This is a genomic window from Blautia sp. AM29-29 (assembly GCF_003480555.1).
Classification (GTDB): Bacteria; Bacillota; Clostridia; order Lachnospirales; family Lachnospiraceae; genus Fusicatenibacter; species Fusicatenibacter saccharivorans.
The window spans coordinates 13,218-31,013 of sequence record NZ_QUJD01000005.1 but is presented as its reverse complement, the minus strand read 5'-3'; the positions used below and the strand labels follow the sequence as shown (position 1 = coordinate 31,013).

Genomic DNA, 17,796 nt, shown 5'->3' with positions numbered 1-17,796 from the left:
TTACAACTCTTATTGCTTCCGGTTACTCTTCCTCATCTTCTTCATCATGCGCGCGATTCGGGATTTCATCCTCTTCTTCGTCGTTGTCATCATCGAGATAATCCGGCTCATTTTCGAAATCGATGACTGCGGAATTTTCGACGATTTCGTCTGCTTCTTCTGCGGTATCTTCACTGCCTGGCTCTGCGGCTGTTTCTTTTGCCTCTCCGGGAAAGATACTTTTTACCGGATCTTTCATGAAGGTTTCCACTTCCGACGCAGAACGTTTCATCTCCTCACGCATTTTTTCGATGCCGGCAAAAGTCTCCTCAAAAATTCTGCGGTTCTTCTCGAGTACACTTGTCATGGTTTCCATCTCGGCGTAAATCTTCTGGTATCTGGTGTTGGCTTTCTGCAGTTCCGCGTCCATATGGCTCTGGATTTCTTCTGCTTCGGCCTGCAGTTTTTCTTCATAAACAGCAGCCAGTTCCTCGCCCTTCTGACGTGCGCTCTCTACCATGTATTCGCACTGTTCCTTCGTCTCGCGGCGCTGCTTTGCACAGGATTCCTTTGTCTCCTCCCTCTGTTTCCGGCAGGACTCGTTTGTCTCCTCTTTCTTTTTGCAGCACGCCTCATCCGTTTCCTCCGTTTTCTCGCGGCAGGACTCGTCCGTTTCTTCGGTTTTCCGGCGGCAGGCTTCCTCGGTCTCTTCTTTTAGCTTTCTGCAGCTCTCCTCTGTTTCCTGTGTCAGTTTTTTCGCTTTCACCTGTGCCTCAAACACAAGGCCGCTGATGCTGTCATAATTGTCGATATAGCTCTGGTATTTCTCATGAATGTTTTTTTCGAGCTCCTCGATTTTATCCTCACGCTCGCGGATCTTGCGGTTCAGCTTCTCGATTTCCTGCTCTTTTTCCTCGATCTTCGCTTCCAGTTTCTTCTGAGCGGCATACGCCTGATCTTTCAGGTTCTGCACTTTCGTCATAACATCGTCCTTATCGAAACCGCCCATCAGCGTTGTTTTAAATAATTCTTCGTGATTGTTTTCTGACATGTATACTCCTCCTTCGTGCCCGGGCTTTTATCATTCCCCTTATCCTTCCCGGACTCCTCGTCAACTGTTTGTTTCAATATATTTTGAAATCAGACTCCAGACGTCTGCGCACTCGAATCCGAGCTTCCACTCTGCCACTCCGGCGAGATCGGCACTTTGGATCACTTTCAGTTTTTCCTCCATGGACTGCTCATCCTCCATCCAGATCGTGTATCTGGCATCGGAAGTTTCTACCGTTGCCACATTCTGGCCAAGGGATGCATCCCAGGTTTCTGTCATCTGATTCTCTTTGGCATAGTTTTTGGCGCCATCCATGCCCAGCACCTCGCTGGTAATGGCGCTCTGTCCGAACTTTTCCGTCCAGACACGGGTATAAAACGGGATTCCGCAGATCACCTGATCGGCAGGCATCACCCGCGTCATCTCCTCCACGGCCTGCTGTACGAACGGGAGGGATGAAACAGAGCCTGCCTCCTCGCTTCCCGCGAAATGCTCGTCATAGGCCATGACAATCATATAGTCCACAAATCTTGCCTGCTCGCCGCGCTGATAATACATCGTGTAAGCCTGCGGTACCGGCGTATCGACCGACACCACAAGATTCTGTGCATGCGCCGCGCTCGTCAGTTCCCGCAGAAACTGCAGGTAATGCGGGATTCCGGCCTCTTTCAGATTCTCGAAATCCACGTTGATGCCGTCCATGCCGCACGATGCTGCCTCGGCGAGCAGCTGCTCAATGATTCTGCTGCGCACGGATGCGTAGGCAAGATCGGTTGTTTCGTCAAATGCTTCATTAAAGTTATCAATCAATCCCCAGACTTCCCGTCCCGCGTCATGCGCCAGTTTCACGTAATCGGCGCTCGCAAGGCTGGAAATCGTACCGGTTTCGTCTGTCACGGAAAACCAGGTCGGTGAAATCACGTTCACGCCGGTCATTTCTGCTGTCATCTCTGCCATCGCGTCGTTCGACTCGGTCGATGTGCTCTGATGCCAGACCAGATTGATTTTGTGATCCCGTGTAATTCTTTCATAGGAATCTTTCTTTGCCGTCCGCGCTTCGATGGCCTCCGGCTCGGAGATATCCTCTGTCTGGATGTAGCCGGTATAGCCGTCCGCCGTCATGACTTTGCACCAGTTGTCCAGATTTTCCAGATACAGCAGGGTGTCTCCCTTCTGTACATCCGCAAGAATCAGACTCTTGATGCCGCCTTTCTGGCGCACCTGCGCGGTGTCTGACTGTACCGTCGCCTGCTCCACGCCGTCCCATTCATTCCGGATTACAACACGGTTGGGATCGCTGTAATATGCATAGTCGAGATCTGTGTATTCTTTTACGACATCCAGCGAAATGTAAACCGTTCCGTCGCTCTCCTGCTGTACGGCAGGCTGTCCGCCCGGTGTTTTGGCAACGGCCGCATCGCCCGGAAGCAGTGTCTGCACGCCGCCGCTCGTTGTAAGCAGGATTCCTTTTGTTTCTTCATCCCAGTAGAAGCAGCTGTTCAGCTGGGATTCTACATATGTGTACGCCGCATACGGCTCTCCTCCGATAAGAACGGCCTGCTCTTCCAGAAGTTCTCCGTTCTGGATCAGCGCAACGCTGTTTTCGTCTGTCAGGTTAAAATATTCGTTCCCGGCCATGTATTCGGTTCCGGGTTTATATCGGTTTATCAAAAATGAAACAATGCCTGCTGCACCGACTAGCACGATCAGAATCAGTACGACCAGTACCGGCGCTGCTTTTTTCTTCTGTTGCTCCTTCATGTGTTCTTTTCCCCTTTTCTTCGCTCTGAAGATCTCCCCACTTGCGCCCATTATAACAAAAAAAATACCCAATAGCAACCGTTATGCGCAAGGGAACCGCATGCGAGTCAGAAAGTATCGTTACAGTTCACTGGTTCCCAGCGAACTGTAACATTCGCAGCCCTCATTTAAAGTTTTGCTTCGCAAAAGGAGGGCTGCTCACACCTGAATCATGTTCTTACGCAGCGAAACAGCAGGTGTTTCACTGCTGATTGAACAGTAACGAAAGTATCGTTGCTTTTTGCTATTGGGTATTTTTCAAAAAATCTGTTTAAAAAGTTTTGTCGATTGTTTGTTTCATGGCTTATTTGCAGTTGTGACGTACAAAAAAGAAAGCCCCATAGATCCGTATGAAATACTTTTGTTTTTAGTTTCAATGATCATGTTTCACGGGGACGCCTTCTTATCCGATCCGTTTTTTCTGTGCCTGCTTCTGGCCGGAGTATGCACCCTCCGGGCAGAAGCAAAGGTTTCCCCAACTCCTATTATACTTCAAGCCGGGGGAATTACAAATAAAGTTTGTCCCTTCATTTCTGAAAAAATTATGCGAAATGTAAAAAAAATCTTAAGTTCTTTACTTCTTTCCGTGATGTGTTATACTATATTGTAAGCAGCCCTATTTATATAAGTAAAGAGTAATTAAGGACGTGAGAGTTATGAAAATAGAAAAAATCAATGATAACAAGATCCGCTGCACACTGACCAGCGCCGATCTTGCCGAAAGAAATTTAAAGCTCAGCGAACTGGCTTACGGCACGGAAAAGGCCCGCAGCCTGTTTCAGGATATGATGCTTGAAGCCAACCAGCAGTTCGGCTTCAATGTGGATAATGCCCCGCTCATGGTCGAGGCCGTTCCGGTGGCTCCGGACAGCATTGTCCTCATTATCACCAGAGTCGAGGATCCACAGGAGCTCGACACCCGCTTCGCCAAATTTGCTCCATCCGGCGACGATACGGACGGACCGGAACCGGTACAGTATTCCGGCGCGGACGACATCATCGACCTGTTCCACAAGCTCTGCGATGTGAAGAACAAGGCACAGGAAATCGCAAAGAAAGCGGCACAGAAGGAAAACGAAAAAGAGCCTGCAGCATCCGAGGAAAAGAATGTGGATCTGGTACGCACCTTCCACTTCTCAACCCTCGACGATGTCATCAGCTCCGCAAAAGCGCTGAACCAGTATTTTACCGGCAGCAATTCCCTCTATAAGAACAGGGCAGATGCCAACTATCAGCTCGTTCTGCACCAGTCCGGCTGCAAACCGGAGGAATTCAACAAGGTCTGCAACATTCTTTCCGAGTACGGCAGACAGGAATCCTTCTCCCTGGCCGCTGAAGCATTTCTGCTGGAACATGGAAATGCAATGGTAAAAGAGAATGCTCTGCAGGAGCTGGCTTCTCTGTAAGTTTTGAAACGTATGTATAAAAAAAGGAAGTCCGCGAAGGACTTCCTTTTTTGTACGTTCCGTACAAATTACTCTTCTGTGATAGCCTCGGTTGGACATACGCTTGCGCATGTTCCGCACTCAACGCATACATCCGGGTTGATTTCGTAATGGGAATCTCCCTCAGCGATAGCCTCTACTGGACATTCTCCAGCGCAGGTTCCGCAGCTTACACATTCGTCTGTGATTACATATGCCATGATCTTATCCTCCTTGTAGATTTTTTGGCCCTTTCGGTACTATCCACATTGTAAACGATTGCCCCCTGAAATACAAGTACAAAATTATAAACATTCTATAATCTTATGAATTTGTTCTTGCATTCCCCCCGGGGGTACGCTATAATCAAAATAGCCGTCAAAATCAGAACGACGGGTATATACACATTTAAAGGAGGAACTTTAAGATGGCAAAGATCTCGAAAGACATGACAATCGGCGAGTTAATCGCAATGGATACAAATATCATCGGAATCCTGATGGGAGCCGGCATGCACTGCATCGGCTGCCCTTCTGCACAGGGTGAGTCCCTGGAAGAAGCAGCTATGGTTCACGGCCTGGACGCTCAGGTTCTGGAAGACCAGATCAACGATTATCTGGCTGCAAAATAAGCCGGATTTCCGCGTGGATCCAAAAAGAACGCCTCTCACAGGCGTTCTTTTTTTCTGTCCGATTTACCCATTGTTCCGATGGCCCCGTTTTGCTTTCGTCCGTTTTCCTTTCTGCTCCAGCGTCGCCGCTGCTTCTCTCCGGCTCTGCTGGTGGCGGCGGATCGCCTCATCCACACGGCGGCTCCGCTCTTCCTGGCGCCGCTTCTGTATCATCTGATCGAGCAGACGGCCGAGCACGCGGTAAAACTCCGTCTGACGCTCCTCCTCTTCCTGCCGCATCACAGTGTCCGCCAGCTGTTCTGCTTCCCGCTCGGGCAGAAGATCGACAACCACCTCCGGCACTTCGTCCGCTTTTCCCGGTATTGCCGGATCCGGCTTCTCCTTTGCCGTCTCTGCCGCTTCCGCCGGAAACGCTTTGATCTCCGCCGTTGCCTGCACCAGCTTCGGCATCAGCTCGCGGATCGCTTTCAGGTGAAGCCCCTTTTTCTTCAGTTCCCGGATTCCCAGAAAAATCTGAATGTCCTGCGCAGTATAGCAGCGGTGTCCCAGCGAATTGCGGTGGATTTCCATGCCGAGCTCGTCCTCCCAGTACCGGAGCACATGCGCTTTCTCCCCGGTCAGCTTCTCCGCCTCCGTGACCAGATACGTTCTATTTTCCATACGGCAGCCACTCCCTTCTTCCCTTTATTATAGGATCTGTTATCCCCTGCCGCAAGAAAATCTCATCGTAATATTCCGACAAATTCATACAATTATACACAAAAAACGTGCCGCAGGACTATCCCACGACACGTTCTGACACATAAAATATTTTCTTTTATCTCTCTGCATTCGCAAATTTCGTATAATCCGGCAGCCAGACCAGATTGACGGTTCCGATCGGGCCGTTTCGCTGTTTGGCGATGATGATTTCCGCGATTCCCTTATTCTCGGAATCCTTATTATAGTAATCATCTCGATAGATAAACATAACAACGTCGGCATCCTGCTCGATCGCTCCCGACTCACGCAGGTCGGAAAGCATCGGACGGTGGTCGGTACGCTGCTCAACAGCCCGGGAAAGCTGGGACAGTGCAACAACCGGCACATTCAGCTCTCTCGCGAGTGCTTTTAAGGAACGACTGATATCCGAAATCTCCTGCTGACGCGATTCCGAGGAGCTCTTTCCGCTTCCCGACATCAGCTGCAGGTAGTCAATGATGATGATATCAAGACCGTGCTCCAACTTGTATTTGCGGCATTTCGACCGCATCTCTCCGATCGAGATACCAGGTGTATCGTCGATCATCAGTCGGGATTCACCGATCATGCCGGCGCTCTCGATCAGCTTGCTCCATTCGTCGTCTTTCAGGTTTCCGGTTCTCAGATGCTGGGAATCTACTTTCGACTCCATCGAGAGCAGACGGTTCATCAGCTGCTCCCGCGACATCTCGAGACTGAAAATCGCAACGGCTTTGTCTTTCTTAAACGCCATATACTGCGCAATATTGAGGACAAACGCCGTTTTACCCATAGACGGACGTGCCGCAATCAGGATAAAGTCAGAGTTCTGCAGACCCGATGTCTTGTAGTCCAGATCCGTGAATCCGGTCGGAATACCCGTGACATTTCCCTTCGTCTTCGATGCACGCTCGATGTTCTCCAGCGTATTGATGACAACCTGGCGGATCGGCATGAAGTCTCCGGAATTCCGCTGGCCCAATAACTGGAACATCTTCTTTTCCGTCTCCTCCATGATGACTTCCACCGGCTCTTTGTTCAGATAGCAGTCATTCTCAATCTCTTCTGTCAGCTTAATGAGACGGCGCAGCACCGCTTTCTCGCTGACGATGTTCGCATAATGGCGCACATTCGCCGAAGTCGGCACCGCATTTAAAAGATCGCGGACAAACTCCATCGAACTGATCTCCGGCGGAACATCCTTTTCACGCAGGCGGTTCTGCAGGGTGACCAGATCGACCGGTTTTCCCTCATTGAACAGCTCCACCATGGCATCAAAAATGACGCCGTACTGGTGCTGGTAAAAATCGTCGCTCGTCAGGATTTCCGATGCCGCCATGATGGCTTCGCGCCCCATCAGCATGGAACCGATGACCGACTGCTCCGCCTCGATGCTGTGCGGAAGGATTCGTTTAATCAGTGCTTCTTCCATAGAATTATGCTTCTTTTACGATAACTTTCAGCTTTGCAGTTACTTTGGTATGCAGGCGGATCGGCACTTCTGTCGTTCCAAGAACCTTGATCGGGTTCGGAAGCTGCATTTTCTTTTTGTCAATGTCGTATCCGAGCTGCTCTTTTGCTGCCTCAGCGATCTCTTTTGCCGATACACTTCCGAATACTTTTCCGCCCTCGCCGACTTTGATTGCTACGGTAACCTGTTTGTCCTCAATCTCTTTTGCGAAAGCCTGTGCCTCGGCAAGCTGCTCTGCTGCCACTTTGTCCTCGTGTGCTTTCTGCAGTTTCAGTTCATTCAGGTTCTTTGCGGTTGCCTCGATGCCAAGCTTTTTCGGCAGAAGCATGTTTCTTGCATATCCATCACTTACGTTTACAGTCTGTCCTTTTTTACCAAGTGCTTTTACGTCTTCCAGTAAGATAACTTTCATATCAGATTTCTCCTCCATCCTGCATTTCTGTTAAGGTTGATTTTAGGAGGCTGCGCGCCCCCTCCAGATCGACGGTCTCAAGCTGGCATCCTGCCATATTCAGATGACCGCCGCCGCCCATCCGCTCCATGATGATCTGTACATTGACCTCATCGATCGCGCGGGCGCTGATATAGATCACGCCTTTATACTCGGTCAGTACAAAGGACGCCTTGACACCGACAATGTTCAGCAGCTCGTTCGCCGCTTGTGCCCCGACCACCGTCGGGCTGTCCACATAGTCGCTCGGGCATTCGGAAATCGCGAACTGGCCGCGGAACAGCTCCGCATTGCGGATCGTCTCTCCTCTTGCCTTGTAATCGTTCATATCCTCACGGAACAGCTTGCGCACACGCGTCACATCCGCGCCGCAGCGGCGCAGGAACGCTGCCGCCTCGAACGTGCGGACACCTGTTTTCTGCATAAAGTTGTCGGTATCGATCATGATGCCGGCATAGATGCTGTCCGCCTCCACGTTCCGGATGCGGATTCCCTCGGTAAAATACTGGAGAATCTCGGCAACCATCTCGCTCGCGGATGATGCATACGGCTCAATATAGGAAAGCACCGAGTTGCGGATCGTATCGCTTCCCTGCCGGTGATGATCCAGCACGACGATCATTTTCGCCATGTACAGCAGATCCTCACACTGTGTGATGCTCGGCTTGTTCGTATCGACCACAACGAGCAGCGTGTTGTCGTCCATGATCTCTTTCGCCTCATGATTATTGACAAACATGTCCGCCTCATAATCCTGGTTGTCGCGGAACGTATTCATCAGCGGAATAATCGAGCTGGTCGGGTTGTCGATGACGATGTACGCTTTTTTATTCAGCGTTTTCGCCGCACGGTAGATACCGATGGCCGCACCGAACGAATCGGCATCCGGCAGGCGGTGTCCCATGACAACGACCTTCTCTTTCGTGTTCATAAACTCTTTCAGCGCGTGCGCCTTGACGCGGGCTTTGACTCTCGTATTCTTTTCCACAGCCTGCGTTTTTCCGCCGAAATACTGAATCTTCGAACCGTCCTTTAAAACGACCTGATCGCCGCCCCGGCCAAGAGCCAGGTCGATCGCGATTTTCGCATACTCGGAGTTTTTCGCAAACGATCCAGCATCTGCTCCGATACCCATACTGATTGTGACCGCCATCTCGTTTCCGATGTTGATGGTCTTGACGTCCTCGAGGATATCGAACTTTTTCTCTTTCAGTTCATTTAACGAACTCCGGCGCATGACCACGATGTATTTGTCGTTCTCATACCGCTTCACCAGTCCATCGAGATCGTTGAAATATTTGTTGATCTTTCGCTCGACCAGTGCGGTCAGAAGGGAACGGCGGACCTCCTCGACGCTCTCCAGCGCCTCGTCGTAGTTGTCCAGATACAGAAGACCGGTGACCATCGTTTCGTCCTCGAATTTCCGCATATACTCGCGGAGCTCCGTCTCATCGAACAGATACAGTGCCTGAATAAAATAGCCTTTGATATCTGTGTTGATCATCTCCGAATTCTGGATCAGCTCGTCGATGCAGACGCTTTTTACATGGGCACGGAAATTCTTTTCGCCGTAAGCCACGTTGATGTCGGTCTCCTCCTCATTTTTCGGCAGCCGCTCGACCGTCAGCTCCGGAAAAATGGTGGCGATACATTTATGATACTGTGTATCCTTCCCTGTGATTTTTGTAAACTCTTTGTTGACCCAGAGAAGTTTTCCCTGCGAATCCATAACGGCATAGGGCAGCGCCAGTTCCTGGATCAGATGCTTCTGAACCTGGCCGTATTCGGTCGCAAAGGTAATCAGCTCGTTGATCACCTGCGGACGCTGTCTGTAATAGAGAACTGCGGCTGCGATCACATAGACTGCAAAAAACAGCGTGAACCACATTCCTGCCATCACATCCACAAAATACATGCCGATATTCATCACAAGCATCAGGATGGACAAAATCAGCGGCCATCGAAGATAGCTCCGCAATTGGCCGCTCAACTTCATTTTGCTTTTCATTTCCTAACACCTTTCCAACGTTGCGTGTTGTATTTCGCTCCTGTCCTTCCGATTATACCACTTTGACCTGTACTTTGGCAACAAGATACTTCTGGATACAAAAAAGGTACCCGCCCTTTTCGGGCAGATACCTCCATTTATTTACCGATTCAAAATGAACGTTCGGACAGTGCTTAGCGCAAGTCAGAATCAATCATCTACGTACGGCATAATAGCCATATGTCTTGCTCTCTTAACGGCTACTGTTACTGCTCTCTGATGTTTTGCGCAGGTTCCAGTTACACGTCTCGGCAGGATTTTACCACGCTCGGATACATATTTTTTCAGTTTAGCTGCATCCTTGTAGCTGATCTCTTCTCCACCACAGAAAACACAAACTTTTCTTCTTCTGCGGGCCGGTCTTCTGGAAGCTGGTCTTTCACTATTATTATAAGCCATGATCAATCTCTCCTTTTCTATCAATTAAATGGCAATTCTTCGTCAATGCCATCGGGAATATTCATAAAACCATCGGCACTGCCCAAGTCAGATGTATTCGCGGACGGAGCCGGATTGTTATGCTGCGGTGCGGAGTATCCTCCGTTGTTTCCGCCTGCATTTTTGCTCTCTGCAAACTCCTGCTCTTCTACAACTACGTCTGTCGTGTAGACCTTCTGGCCTTCACGGTTGGTGTAGCTTCCGGTCTGAATGCGGCCGGTGATGGCGATCTTCGTTCCCTGACGCAGGTATTTCTCTGCAAATTCTGCCTGGCGGCCGAAAGCAACGCATCCGATAAAGTCTGCGGTTGCGGAATCGCCGTCTCTGCGGAATCTGCGGTCAACAGCCAGTGTATAACGGGCTACCGCTGTGGAGTTCTCTCCAGCAGAGTATCTGACGTCGGGATCTCTGGTCAATCTTCCCATCAATATAACTTTATTCATTCGCTTACCTCTTAAGCTTCCTTTTTAACGACTAAGTATCTCAGTACGTTATCCATAATACGCATATGGCTCTCGATCTCTGCCGGAGCTGTTGCGTCTGCTTCAAACTGAATAAAGTAGTAATATGCTTCACGCATATGCTGAATTTCGTATGCAAGGCGTTTTTTGCCCCACTCTTCTACTTCGCCAACTGTTCCGCCGTAACGGGTTACATAACCTTTGGCTTTCTCAACTACAGCTGCGCGTTCCTCTTCTTCAAGTTTTGCATTCACAACCAGTGCTAATTCGTACTTGTTCATGCTTTACCTCCTTTTGGACTTTTTGGCACCCCATTTTCATTATGGGGAGCAAGGAATTATTTTTATACGTCACAATTTGTTATTTTAACATAAAAAAGGGCTTATAGCAAGCCCTTTTTCGCGTGTTTTCTTGTTTTTTTCACGATATTACGCATCTTTTTTTCGTAATCCGCGGGTGTTTTTCTCGACCAGCTTGCGTGCTACCATGATCTGGTGGCCGCAACCGGTGCATTTGAGACGGAAATCTGCGCCGACACGCAGGATTTCCCACTCGCTGCTGCCGCACGGATGCGGCTTTTTCAGTTTTACAATATCGCCTACTTCGTAATGTTCTGCCATGTTTCTTCCGCCTTATATTTTCTAATTAAAATCTATCTTACTTTGATGCTGCCGAGCACCTGCCCGATCGGCTGCTGGATCAGAAGATCCGCGTTTTTATCCATCGGCGTTGCGCCCTTGTTGATGAGAACCAGCGCATCGCCCTCAAAATACTGGAGAAGGCCTGCCGCCGGATAAACCGCAAGTGACGTTCCGCCGACAATCAGAAGATCTGCCGCCGCAATCGAGCGGATCGCACCGTCGAGCACTTTCTCATTCAGACTCTCCTCGTAGAGTACGACATCCGGTTTGATCATGCCTCCGCATTTTTCACATCTTGGAACGCCGCTGCTCCTTCTCACCAGCTCTGTATCGCAGAATGCCCCGCATTTCATACAGTAATTGCGGTGTGTGCTTCCATGCAGTTCATACACTACTTTACTTCCCGCCGCCTGATGCAGTCCGTCAATGTTCTGCGTCACAATCGCTTTTAATTTTCCCGCCGCTTCGAGCTCTGCAAGTTTCTTATGCGCAGCGTTCGGTTTCGCGCCGACCGGAAGCATTTTGTCGCGGTAAAAAGCATAAAACTTTTCCGGGTACCGCAGGAAATAGCTGTGGCTTAAAATTGTCTCCGGCGGAACGTCATACTTCTGATGATAAAGGCCATCCACGCTCCGGAAATCCGGAATCCCGCTCTCCGTGGACACACCCGCGCCGCCGAAGAATACGATATTTTCATGCGTATCAATCAATCTCTGCAGTTCTTCGATTTTTCTTTCCTCTTCCATCTGTCATTCCTCCTTCTGACCAATCATTACCGGTTCCGCCGCACGCCCAGAACGACGAACCGTCCAGTCGTATCGCTCGCCGCACAGGTGGACAGCACAATAATATGGCTGTTTTCATCCATCTCCGGCTGCTCCACCGGGATCTCTGACCGCGCCGCCATGGTATTCAGATACTGTACAAACGCTTCACCCCCGCCGGAATACAGCGTGTAGACATCACTGTCTGCCTCCGTATAAAAGGCAGAAAAAATCTGGTACACATCGTTTGATTCCGGCGTCAGCATCCAGAAATAGACGCTGTCCCTATATTTTTCCTGCTCCTTCATCTGTTTCAACTTTCCGAACATGGAGAGATTCTTCATATTATGACCGTAAACGATTGTGTTTCCATCACTGAAATCACCCTGATTCTGGTAATCGAGGAAAATGGAACCCGCAAAGTTGCTCGTTCCCTCATACGTCGTATGAAGATACGCATCGTTGTCCGGCCCCTGTACGACCGGGTAACTGATGTCAAGAGCTTCGATATAAAGCCATCCCTTCACATCCGGGTTAATCGCTTTTAGGGATTCAAAATCGACGGCAAGCGGCGGTTCTGTCGGATACGACAGTGGTTCCGGCTCCGGTTCGGAAGGCTCCGCCGGTTCGGATTCCGCCTGCGGCTCCTCCGTTTTCTTTGGTGCCTGTGTCTCCGATGTTTTTGTAATTTCCGTCGTATACTGCTGCAGATCCCGGTATTCATCCGTACCGGTCTTGTAATCCAGGTAAATGCCGATCAGCTTATACCCGGAAAAGCAGAAAACAGCAAGTGCCGCTAAAAATACCAGAGTCCAAAGCGGATTGCCGCGTTTTTTCTGTTTCTTTTTCTGTTTTCCCATGCGTCTCCTTTATCACTTTTTTACTGTCTGCGCTGTTTTCTGGAAGCGCTCTGAATTTGTCTCAATTATAAGCGTGCCCCTTTCTTTTGTCAACTTATGCCCCCGGAAAAGGATTGCACCCGCCCCCATCTTATGATAGACTAAAAGTCGACTGACAAGTCACTTGTGAATACAGTAACACACCACATACATGAGGAGGAATTCCATATGCGAACAATCAAAAAAGTCGCCTCGCACATCTTCATTGATGGCTTCGGCGGCATGACGCAGGGTCTTTTTGCAACCCTGATTATCGGTACAATGATTCAGCAGATCGGTCTTCTGATCGGCGGTTCGACTGGAAATGTGATCTATCTGCTTGGAAAAGCTGCCGCAGCCCTGACAAGTGCCGGTATCGGTGTCGGCGTGGCAGTGAAATATGGGGAAAGCCCGCTTGTCACGGTTTCTGCAGCCGTCGCCGCCATGGTCGGCGGTTATGCCGGCAAGATCACCGGCGGCACATTCTTTGTGGACGGAAATGCCGTTCTGGCAGGACCTGGCGAACCGCTCGGCGCTTTCATCGCAGCTTTCGCAGGCATCACCTGCGGCCATCTGGTTTCCGGCAAGACCAAGGTTGATATCATCGTGACACCGGTCATCACCATCGGAGCCGGTTCCGTTGTCGGACTGCTCGTCGGACCGCCGATCTCCCAGATGATGACAGGCCTTGGAAGCATCATCAACTGGGCAACGGAACAGCGGCCGTTCATCATGGGCATCGTTGTTTCGGTCGTCATGGGTATGGTTCTGACACTGCCGATCAGCTCCGCTGCACTCGGCATCATTCTGAATCTTTCCGGTCTTGCCGCCGGTGCCGCAACGATCGGCTGCTGCTGCAACATGGTCGGATTCGCGGTTGCAAGTTATCGGGAAAACAAATTCGGCGGCCTTGTCGCACAGGGTCTTGGAACCTCGATGCTTCAGGTGCCGAACATCATGCGTCATCCGCTGATCTGGCTGCCCGTCATCTTCTCGAGTGCGATTTTAGGACCCGTCTCCACAATCCTCGCCAATATGCAGAATAATGCAACGGGAAGCGGCATGGGTTCCGCAGGTCTTGTCGGACAGATCACGACGTATCAGACGATGATCGCTTACGATGATCCGAAGCTCGTCATCATCAAAATCATTCTGCTCCACTTCGTGCTTCCGGCTGTGATCACCTTGTTCTTCTCAGAGGTATTCCGCAAGGCAAACCTGATCAAATCCGGCGATATGGCTTTGAATCTGTAATCTGTATTTTTAAAAGGGAATGGAACTGCGCATCCGGCAGCTCCATTCCCTTTTTTATCCACATTTCTCTTCTGATTTTTTCTGTTTTTACACCGTTTCTTCTGCGTTTTCCGCATTTTCCACTGCCGCGGCCGATTCAGCTTCCGCTGCCGCTTCTTCTGTCTCCGTTTCTTCCCCCGGCCGCACGCGGTGTGCCTCTACCATTGGCTCAATGGTCTGTGCCATCAGCAGATGGATCATGTCAAGGCTCCGCTCGCGGAACCGCGACGGCAGAAGCGGTGCAATCGCCACATCCGTCACGAGGGATTCAAGGCCCTCGATAATCAGATCCTTGCCCGGCGTCTCATTCCACTCCAGTCTGATCCGCTCGAAATCACGCTGGAAAATGATTTTGACCCTCCGTCTTGCGGCCTCTTCCAGAAATGCAAACTCAAGCTTCAGCACCAGTTCGCCGTCTTCATTCTCCGCAAACTGTCCCGTCGTTCCGAGCAGATACAATTCCTCGTTTTCCACCCATTCTACAACTTTGGACCCCGTAAGACCGATCTCAATGCGCTGTGTTTTTTCTCCCTCGGTCAGCTCGACAAAGAAACGGCCTTTTTCATAGAAGAAACCGATGCGGCGGATGCCGTCGGAAAAGTTGTTGTGGAAGACCTGCAGCGTCAGCGGAAACATGCCGACATGCGTGTCCTCCATTTTATATTCTTTTCCGTGCAGAAGCTGCGCCATGTCGATCTGACGCGGTGTTCCGCTGTTCCGCGGCCCCGGTGTTCTCCGCTTCCAGCCGCCGCGCAGAATTCTTCCCGGTGTCTCTTTCGCGCCCTCCAGATCACGGCAGGTCTGCACCAGCTTCTGATATGCCATCGGGCTTTCCGCCTCGCCGGATTTCAGCTCTGCACCAAATTCCGCGCCGAAATACTTCCGCACAATGTCGAGCATCTCACACGTCTGGAACAGCTCGTTGCTGCCCGCATTCGTCACAATCACCACGCCGGTATCCGGATAACCGAGCACGTTCTGCCCCAGCATGCCATTGAACGCAAAGCTGCCCGGCCGCTCCTCCATCCAGACCTGGTAACCATAGCCATATTTTCCCATCTTTTCCGGCGGTGTCGCATGAACGGAGGTGGACGCTGCGACCCATTCCGCCGGGACGATCTGTTTTCCTTCGAATTTTCCGCCGTTCACGTACATCACCCCGAGCTTGGCCGCGTCCTCCGGGCACAGGAAGAGGCCCCAGCCGCCTTTCGTAATCCCTGCCGGGCAGCTCTCCCAGAAAACTTTCCGGATGCCGAGAGGCTCAAACAGACGCGGCCGCAGGTAATCTACCATTTTCATGCCGGTGCGCTCCTGTATGATTGCAGACAGCAGATACGTGTTCATACTGTTGTACTCAAACGCTTCGCCCGGTGTTCCCTTGACCGGCGCATTTAAGAAGCTGTCCACCCAGTCGTTGCCGGAAACAACGCCCATCTCGTTGAACTGTACGCCGCTCTTCATCGTCAGAAGATGCTCCACGGTCAGATTCGGGCGCAGGATCTTCTGCAGCAGACCGTTTCGTTTTTCAAAAATATCATAGACGTTCTCGTCCAGGGAAAGTTTTCCTTCACTGATCAGAAAACCGACCGCCATGCCGGTGATGCTCTTGCACATCGAATACGTCGCATGCCAGATGCCGCTCCGGTATGGAGCAAAATTGCATTCGCAGATCACGTTTCCATGCCGCAGCACCATCAGGTGATGCATGTCCGTATGGCATGCCGCGGCAAGTTCCCGGAGCATCTGCGTCAGCTTTGCCGAGGAAATCCCCTCACTCTCCGGTACCGCCCGCGGAAAATACGTCTCCGGCGACGAGAAATCCCCGAACGCTTCCTTCTGCGGCGCAAAGTCCGTCTTTCCCATATGTCCTGTCGTCCCACTCATAAATCCCCAGATCATTTCCATTGCGGTTAACTGTTCTTTCGCTGCCATGTACGATGCCTCCTGTCTCATGCGGTTGGATTTCCCTGTTTTTCCAGTTTTCCTCATTATATCCAGATTCCTTGAAAATCGCAATGCTTCTTCTGATAAAAAAGAACCGACATAGAAATCTGTATTTCAATTTCTGCCGGTTCTTTTCCGTGTGTGATTTTTTATTTTACTTTAGCTTACTCATTCCAGAGTTTCATACGCTCCTGATAATTCTGTGTGATAACTTTTTCTACATCTTCCAGTCCTGCGTCATTCATTTCGGAAATCATCTTGTCGTACTCTTCCATTGCCGCATCGTGGCTGTCTGCATTCACAATCTTCGGATATTCCTGATCGTAGATATCCTGGATTTTCTGCCATTTCAAGCCATCCGGAGTGCTTCCTGCCGGGGTAAGGCCTGCAAATTCTGCGGTATCCCATCTGTCGTTCTCACCAAAGTGATTCATAGCCACCTGCCGGGTCTCTTTTACTTTATACTGTGATACATCGTATGGAGTTCCGTCTGTACCATTTCCGTTCTTTACAAACCAAGTCCATTTGCGGACGCCGGTATCCAGTTTTGTTTTGTCAAAATCCGTCTGGAATCCTTCAATCAGATCATCGTTCGGAACGTGTTTTCCATCTTCCATATTCCAGTTGGTTCCCTCAATACCCCACATCAGAAGATACTGTCCTTCTTCGCTTGCAAGGTAGTTGATCATCTTCATGGCTGCTTCCGGATTTTTACAATTCTTGGTGATCGCGATTGCATCCCAGCCAAGTGTACTTCTTCCGGAGTAAGTAGTTTCATCTGCACTGATTTCGTTTCCAAGGATTTTATAGGAATAGAATTTTGCATCTTCTCCTACAGAAGAAGCAAGTGCTGTATTTGCTGCATCGGTATCCCAGTAGGAAGCAAAGGTACTGAATACGTTGCCTGCAGACAGTTTCTGCGTCCACTGATTTTTCTTGTTGACAACCCACTCTTTGTCCAGAAGGCCTTCGGTATACAGTTCATTGGCAAAGGACATCATCTCTTTGAAGTTTGGTGCTTTGGCAACATGTTCCAGATTGTCCCCATCCTGATAATATGTTTTCAGACCATACATTCCTTTTAATGTTCCATCGTAGTTTTTGGATTCTGCATCAAAGGTAATGGCAATACTCTCTTTTCCGTCAATGGTCGGATGAAGTTCTTTGAATTTCTTACAAATGTCAATATACTCTTCCTGTGTAAATGGCTCATCGCTGTCTGCGCGGTCTTTTCCAACGATTTCGCACAGATAATCATAGCGCATCAGAACACCGGCTACCGGATCCGGATCTTCTCCGTACCAGTTATTCAGATAGTAATTTTTTCCATCGGTATAACGACTCTTGTTTAAGGTTTCCCCGTACATCTCTTTTACATCCGGGCCGTACTCATCGATCAGATCATTCAACGGAAGCAGTGCGCCTGCCTCAATGTAACGGTTTACAATATCATTTCCACGATCCATCAGGACGATATCCGGGTAATTCTGACCGGTCAGCATCAGGTTCAATTTTTCCAGCGGATCTCCGGTTGGATTTTCTACCTGAATTTTGACACCTGTTTTTTCCTCAATTGCTTTTGCAACTGGATCATCAAAGGTATTGCTTCCGGAGTTTTTGTCAAAGATAGAAATCGTAACTCCGTCTGTTGATACCTCGCCCGATGCAGATGATGCACTGCCGGATGCAGTACTTGATGATGTACTGCCATTTGATCCGCATCCTGCAAGCATTCCCGCTGCCATCAGGACACTCATCGCCATTGCGATACTTTTTTTAAACTTCATTTTCTTTTCCTCCTTC

The 17,796-nt window shown here is 49.9% G+C and carries 18 protein-coding genes; 3 read left to right on the top strand and 15 right to left on the bottom strand.

Annotated elements, in window-relative coordinates; all coding sequences use genetic code 11:
* Window positions 1-22 precede the first annotated feature (22 nt).
* Window positions 23-1,030 (bottom strand): hypothetical protein, encoded by a 1,008-nt coding sequence (locus DW769_RS04760; RefSeq protein ID WP_055228103.1) that lies wholly within the window; start codon window positions 1,028-1,030, stop codon window positions 23-25.
* Between the two features lie 60 nt (window positions 1,031-1,090).
* Complete coding sequence (locus tag DW769_RS04755; protein ID WP_158579795.1) at window positions 1,091-2,791, bottom strand: glycosyl hydrolase family 18 protein; 1,701 nt, start codon at window positions 2,789-2,791, stop codon at window positions 1,091-1,093.
* A gap of 695 nt (window positions 2,792-3,486) precedes the next feature.
* Between DW769_RS04755 and DW769_RS04750 the strand changes: the two genes are divergently transcribed.
* A complete protein-coding gene (locus DW769_RS04750; protein WP_055220132.1) occupies window positions 3,487-4,236 on the top strand; it encodes an adaptor protein MecA in 750 nt (249 codons plus the stop codon).
* Between the two features lie 68 nt (window positions 4,237-4,304).
* Here the strand turns inward: DW769_RS04750 and DW769_RS04745 are convergent, their stop codons facing one another.
* Complete coding sequence (locus tag DW769_RS04745) at window positions 4,305-4,475, bottom strand: DUF362 domain-containing protein (RefSeq protein ID WP_022461616.1); 171 nt, start codon at window positions 4,473-4,475, stop codon at window positions 4,305-4,307.
* 206 nt (window positions 4,476-4,681) lie between these two features.
* On the opposite strand from DW769_RS04745, the gene DW769_RS04740 reads away from it, so the two are divergent.
* A complete protein-coding gene (locus DW769_RS04740; RefSeq protein ID WP_022461615.1) occupies window positions 4,682-4,885 on the top strand; it encodes a DUF1858 domain-containing protein in 204 nt (67 codons plus the stop codon).
* 63 nt (window positions 4,886-4,948) lie between these two features.
* Here the strand turns inward: DW769_RS04740 and DW769_RS04735 are convergent, their stop codons facing one another.
* The 10 genes from DW769_RS04735 to srtB all read right to left on the bottom strand — a co-directional run bounded on the left by DW769_RS04735 (window position 4,949) and on the right by srtB (window position 12,738).
* Window positions 4,949-5,545, bottom strand: a complete 597-nt coding sequence (locus DW769_RS04735) for a MerR family transcriptional regulator (RefSeq protein WP_055220134.1) — start codon at window positions 5,543-5,545, stop codon at window positions 4,949-4,951.
* A gap of 157 nt (window positions 5,546-5,702) precedes the next feature.
* Window positions 5,703-7,037, bottom strand: a complete 1,335-nt coding sequence (dnaB, locus tag DW769_RS04730; RefSeq protein ID WP_022461614.1) for a replicative DNA helicase — start codon at window positions 7,035-7,037, stop codon at window positions 5,703-5,705.
* 4 nt (window positions 7,038-7,041) lie between these two features.
* Window positions 7,042-7,488, bottom strand: a complete 447-nt coding sequence (rplI, locus tag DW769_RS04725) for a 50S ribosomal protein L9 (protein WP_022461613.1) — start codon at window positions 7,486-7,488, stop codon at window positions 7,042-7,044.
* 1 nt (window position 7,489) lies between these two features.
* The gene (locus DW769_RS04720) at window positions 7,490-9,535 is read right to left on the bottom strand and encodes a DHH family phosphoesterase (protein WP_117802327.1); all 2,046 of its coding nucleotides are present in this window, start codon (window positions 9,533-9,535) and stop codon (window positions 7,490-7,492) included.
* Between the two features lie 189 nt (window positions 9,536-9,724).
* Complete coding sequence (gene rpsR, locus DW769_RS04715; protein WP_022461611.1) at window positions 9,725-9,973, bottom strand: 30S ribosomal protein S18; 249 nt, start codon at window positions 9,971-9,973, stop codon at window positions 9,725-9,727.
* 20 nt (window positions 9,974-9,993) lie between these two features.
* Window positions 9,994-10,455, bottom strand: a complete 462-nt coding sequence (locus DW769_RS04710) for a single-stranded DNA-binding protein (protein WP_055220137.1) — start codon at window positions 10,453-10,455, stop codon at window positions 9,994-9,996.
* An 11-nt stretch (window positions 10,456-10,466) separates the two neighbouring features.
* Window positions 10,467-10,754 carry a 30S ribosomal protein S6 gene (gene rpsF, locus DW769_RS04705; RefSeq protein WP_022461610.1) on the bottom strand — a complete coding sequence of 96 codons (288 nt, stop codon included), beginning with the start codon at window positions 10,752-10,754 and terminating at the stop codon, window positions 10,467-10,469.
* 147 nt (window positions 10,755-10,901) lie between these two features.
* On the bottom strand, window positions 10,902-11,093 hold the full coding sequence (locus DW769_RS04700; protein WP_022461609.1) for a DUF951 domain-containing protein: 192 nt from the start codon (window positions 11,091-11,093) through the stop codon (window positions 10,902-10,904).
* Window positions 11,094-11,125: 32 nt separating this feature from the next.
* On the bottom strand, window positions 11,126-11,860 hold the full coding sequence (locus DW769_RS04695; RefSeq protein WP_117509769.1) for an NAD-dependent protein deacylase: 735 nt from the start codon (window positions 11,858-11,860) through the stop codon (window positions 11,126-11,128).
* 26 nt (window positions 11,861-11,886) lie between these two features.
* Complete coding sequence (gene srtB, locus DW769_RS04690; protein ID WP_118750030.1) at window positions 11,887-12,738, bottom strand: class B sortase; 852 nt, start codon at window positions 12,736-12,738, stop codon at window positions 11,887-11,889.
* Between the two features lie 207 nt (window positions 12,739-12,945).
* Here srtB and DW769_RS04685 point away from each other — a divergent pair, with 207 nt between their 5' ends.
* Window positions 12,946-14,010, top strand: a complete 1,065-nt coding sequence (locus tag DW769_RS04685; protein ID WP_117509767.1) for a PTS transporter subunit IIC — start codon at window positions 12,946-12,948, stop codon at window positions 14,008-14,010.
* A gap of 87 nt (window positions 14,011-14,097) precedes the next feature.
* Here the strand turns inward: DW769_RS04685 and DW769_RS04680 are convergent, their stop codons facing one another.
* Together DW769_RS04680 and DW769_RS04675 are read right to left on the bottom strand one after the other, a co-directional pair.
* Window positions 14,098-15,981, bottom strand: coding sequence for a serine hydrolase domain-containing protein (locus DW769_RS04680; RefSeq protein ID WP_158579794.1), 1,884 nt, complete (start codon window positions 15,979-15,981; stop codon window positions 14,098-14,100).
* A gap of 176 nt (window positions 15,982-16,157) precedes the next feature.
* Window positions 16,158-17,780, bottom strand: coding sequence for an extracellular solute-binding protein (locus tag DW769_RS04675; protein ID WP_118750028.1), 1,623 nt, complete (start codon window positions 17,778-17,780; stop codon window positions 16,158-16,160).
* Window positions 17,781-17,796 lie beyond the last annotated feature (16 nt).

What these genes read in the sequence shown, in the direction of transcription:
- DW769_RS04760 (WP_055228103.1), bottom strand. Translation starts at nt 1,030, where the DNA reads ATGTCAGAAAACAATCACGAAGAATTATTTAAAACAACGCTGATGGGC.
- DW769_RS04755 (WP_158579795.1), bottom strand. Translation starts at nt 2,791, where the DNA reads ATGAAGGAGCAACAGAAGAAAAAAGCAGCGCCGGTACTGGTCGTACTG.
- DW769_RS04750 (WP_055220132.1), top strand. Translation starts at nt 3,487, where the DNA reads ATGAAAATAGAAAAAATCAATGATAACAAGATCCGCTGCACACTGACC.
- DW769_RS04745 (WP_022461616.1), bottom strand. Translation starts at nt 4,475, where the DNA reads ATGGCATATGTAATCACAGACGAATGTGTAAGCTGCGGAACCTGCGCT.
- DW769_RS04740 (WP_022461615.1), top strand. Translation starts at nt 4,682, where the DNA reads ATGGCAAAGATCTCGAAAGACATGACAATCGGCGAGTTAATCGCAATG.
- DW769_RS04735 (WP_055220134.1), bottom strand. Translation starts at nt 5,545, where the DNA reads ATGGAAAATAGAACGTATCTGGTCACGGAGGCGGAGAAGCTGACCGGG.
- dnaB (WP_022461614.1), bottom strand. Translation starts at nt 7,037, where the DNA reads ATGGAAGAAGCACTGATTAAACGAATCCTTCCGCACAGCATCGAGGCG.
- rplI (WP_022461613.1), bottom strand. Translation starts at nt 7,488, where the DNA reads ATGAAAGTTATCTTACTGGAAGACGTAAAAGCACTTGGTAAAAAAGGA.
- DW769_RS04720 (WP_117802327.1), bottom strand. Translation starts at nt 9,535, where the DNA reads ATGAAAAGCAAAATGAAGTTGAGCGGCCAATTGCGGAGCTATCTTCGA.
- rpsR (WP_022461611.1), bottom strand. Translation starts at nt 9,973, where the DNA reads ATGGCTTATAATAATAGTGAAAGACCAGCTTCCAGAAGACCGGCCCGC.
- DW769_RS04710 (WP_055220137.1), bottom strand. Translation starts at nt 10,455, where the DNA reads ATGAATAAAGTTATATTGATGGGAAGATTGACCAGAGATCCCGACGTC.
- rpsF (WP_022461610.1), bottom strand. Translation starts at nt 10,754, where the DNA reads ATGAACAAGTACGAATTAGCACTGGTTGTGAATGCAAAACTTGAAGAA.
- DW769_RS04700 (WP_022461609.1), bottom strand. Translation starts at nt 11,093, where the DNA reads ATGGCAGAACATTACGAAGTAGGCGATATTGTAAAACTGAAAAAGCCG.
- DW769_RS04695 (WP_117509769.1), bottom strand. Translation starts at nt 11,860, where the DNA reads ATGGAAGAGGAAAGAAAAATCGAAGAACTGCAGAGATTGATTGATACG.
- srtB (WP_118750030.1), bottom strand. Translation starts at nt 12,738, where the DNA reads ATGGGAAAACAGAAAAAGAAACAGAAAAAACGCGGCAATCCGCTTTGG.
- DW769_RS04685 (WP_117509767.1), top strand. Translation starts at nt 12,946, where the DNA reads ATGCGAACAATCAAAAAAGTCGCCTCGCACATCTTCATTGATGGCTTC.
- DW769_RS04680 (WP_158579794.1), bottom strand. Translation starts at nt 15,981, where the DNA reads ATGGCAGCGAAAGAACAGTTAACCGCAATGGAAATGATCTGGGGATTT.
- DW769_RS04675 (WP_118750028.1), bottom strand. Translation starts at nt 17,780, where the DNA reads ATGAAGTTTAAAAAAAGTATCGCAATGGCGATGAGTGTCCTGATGGCA.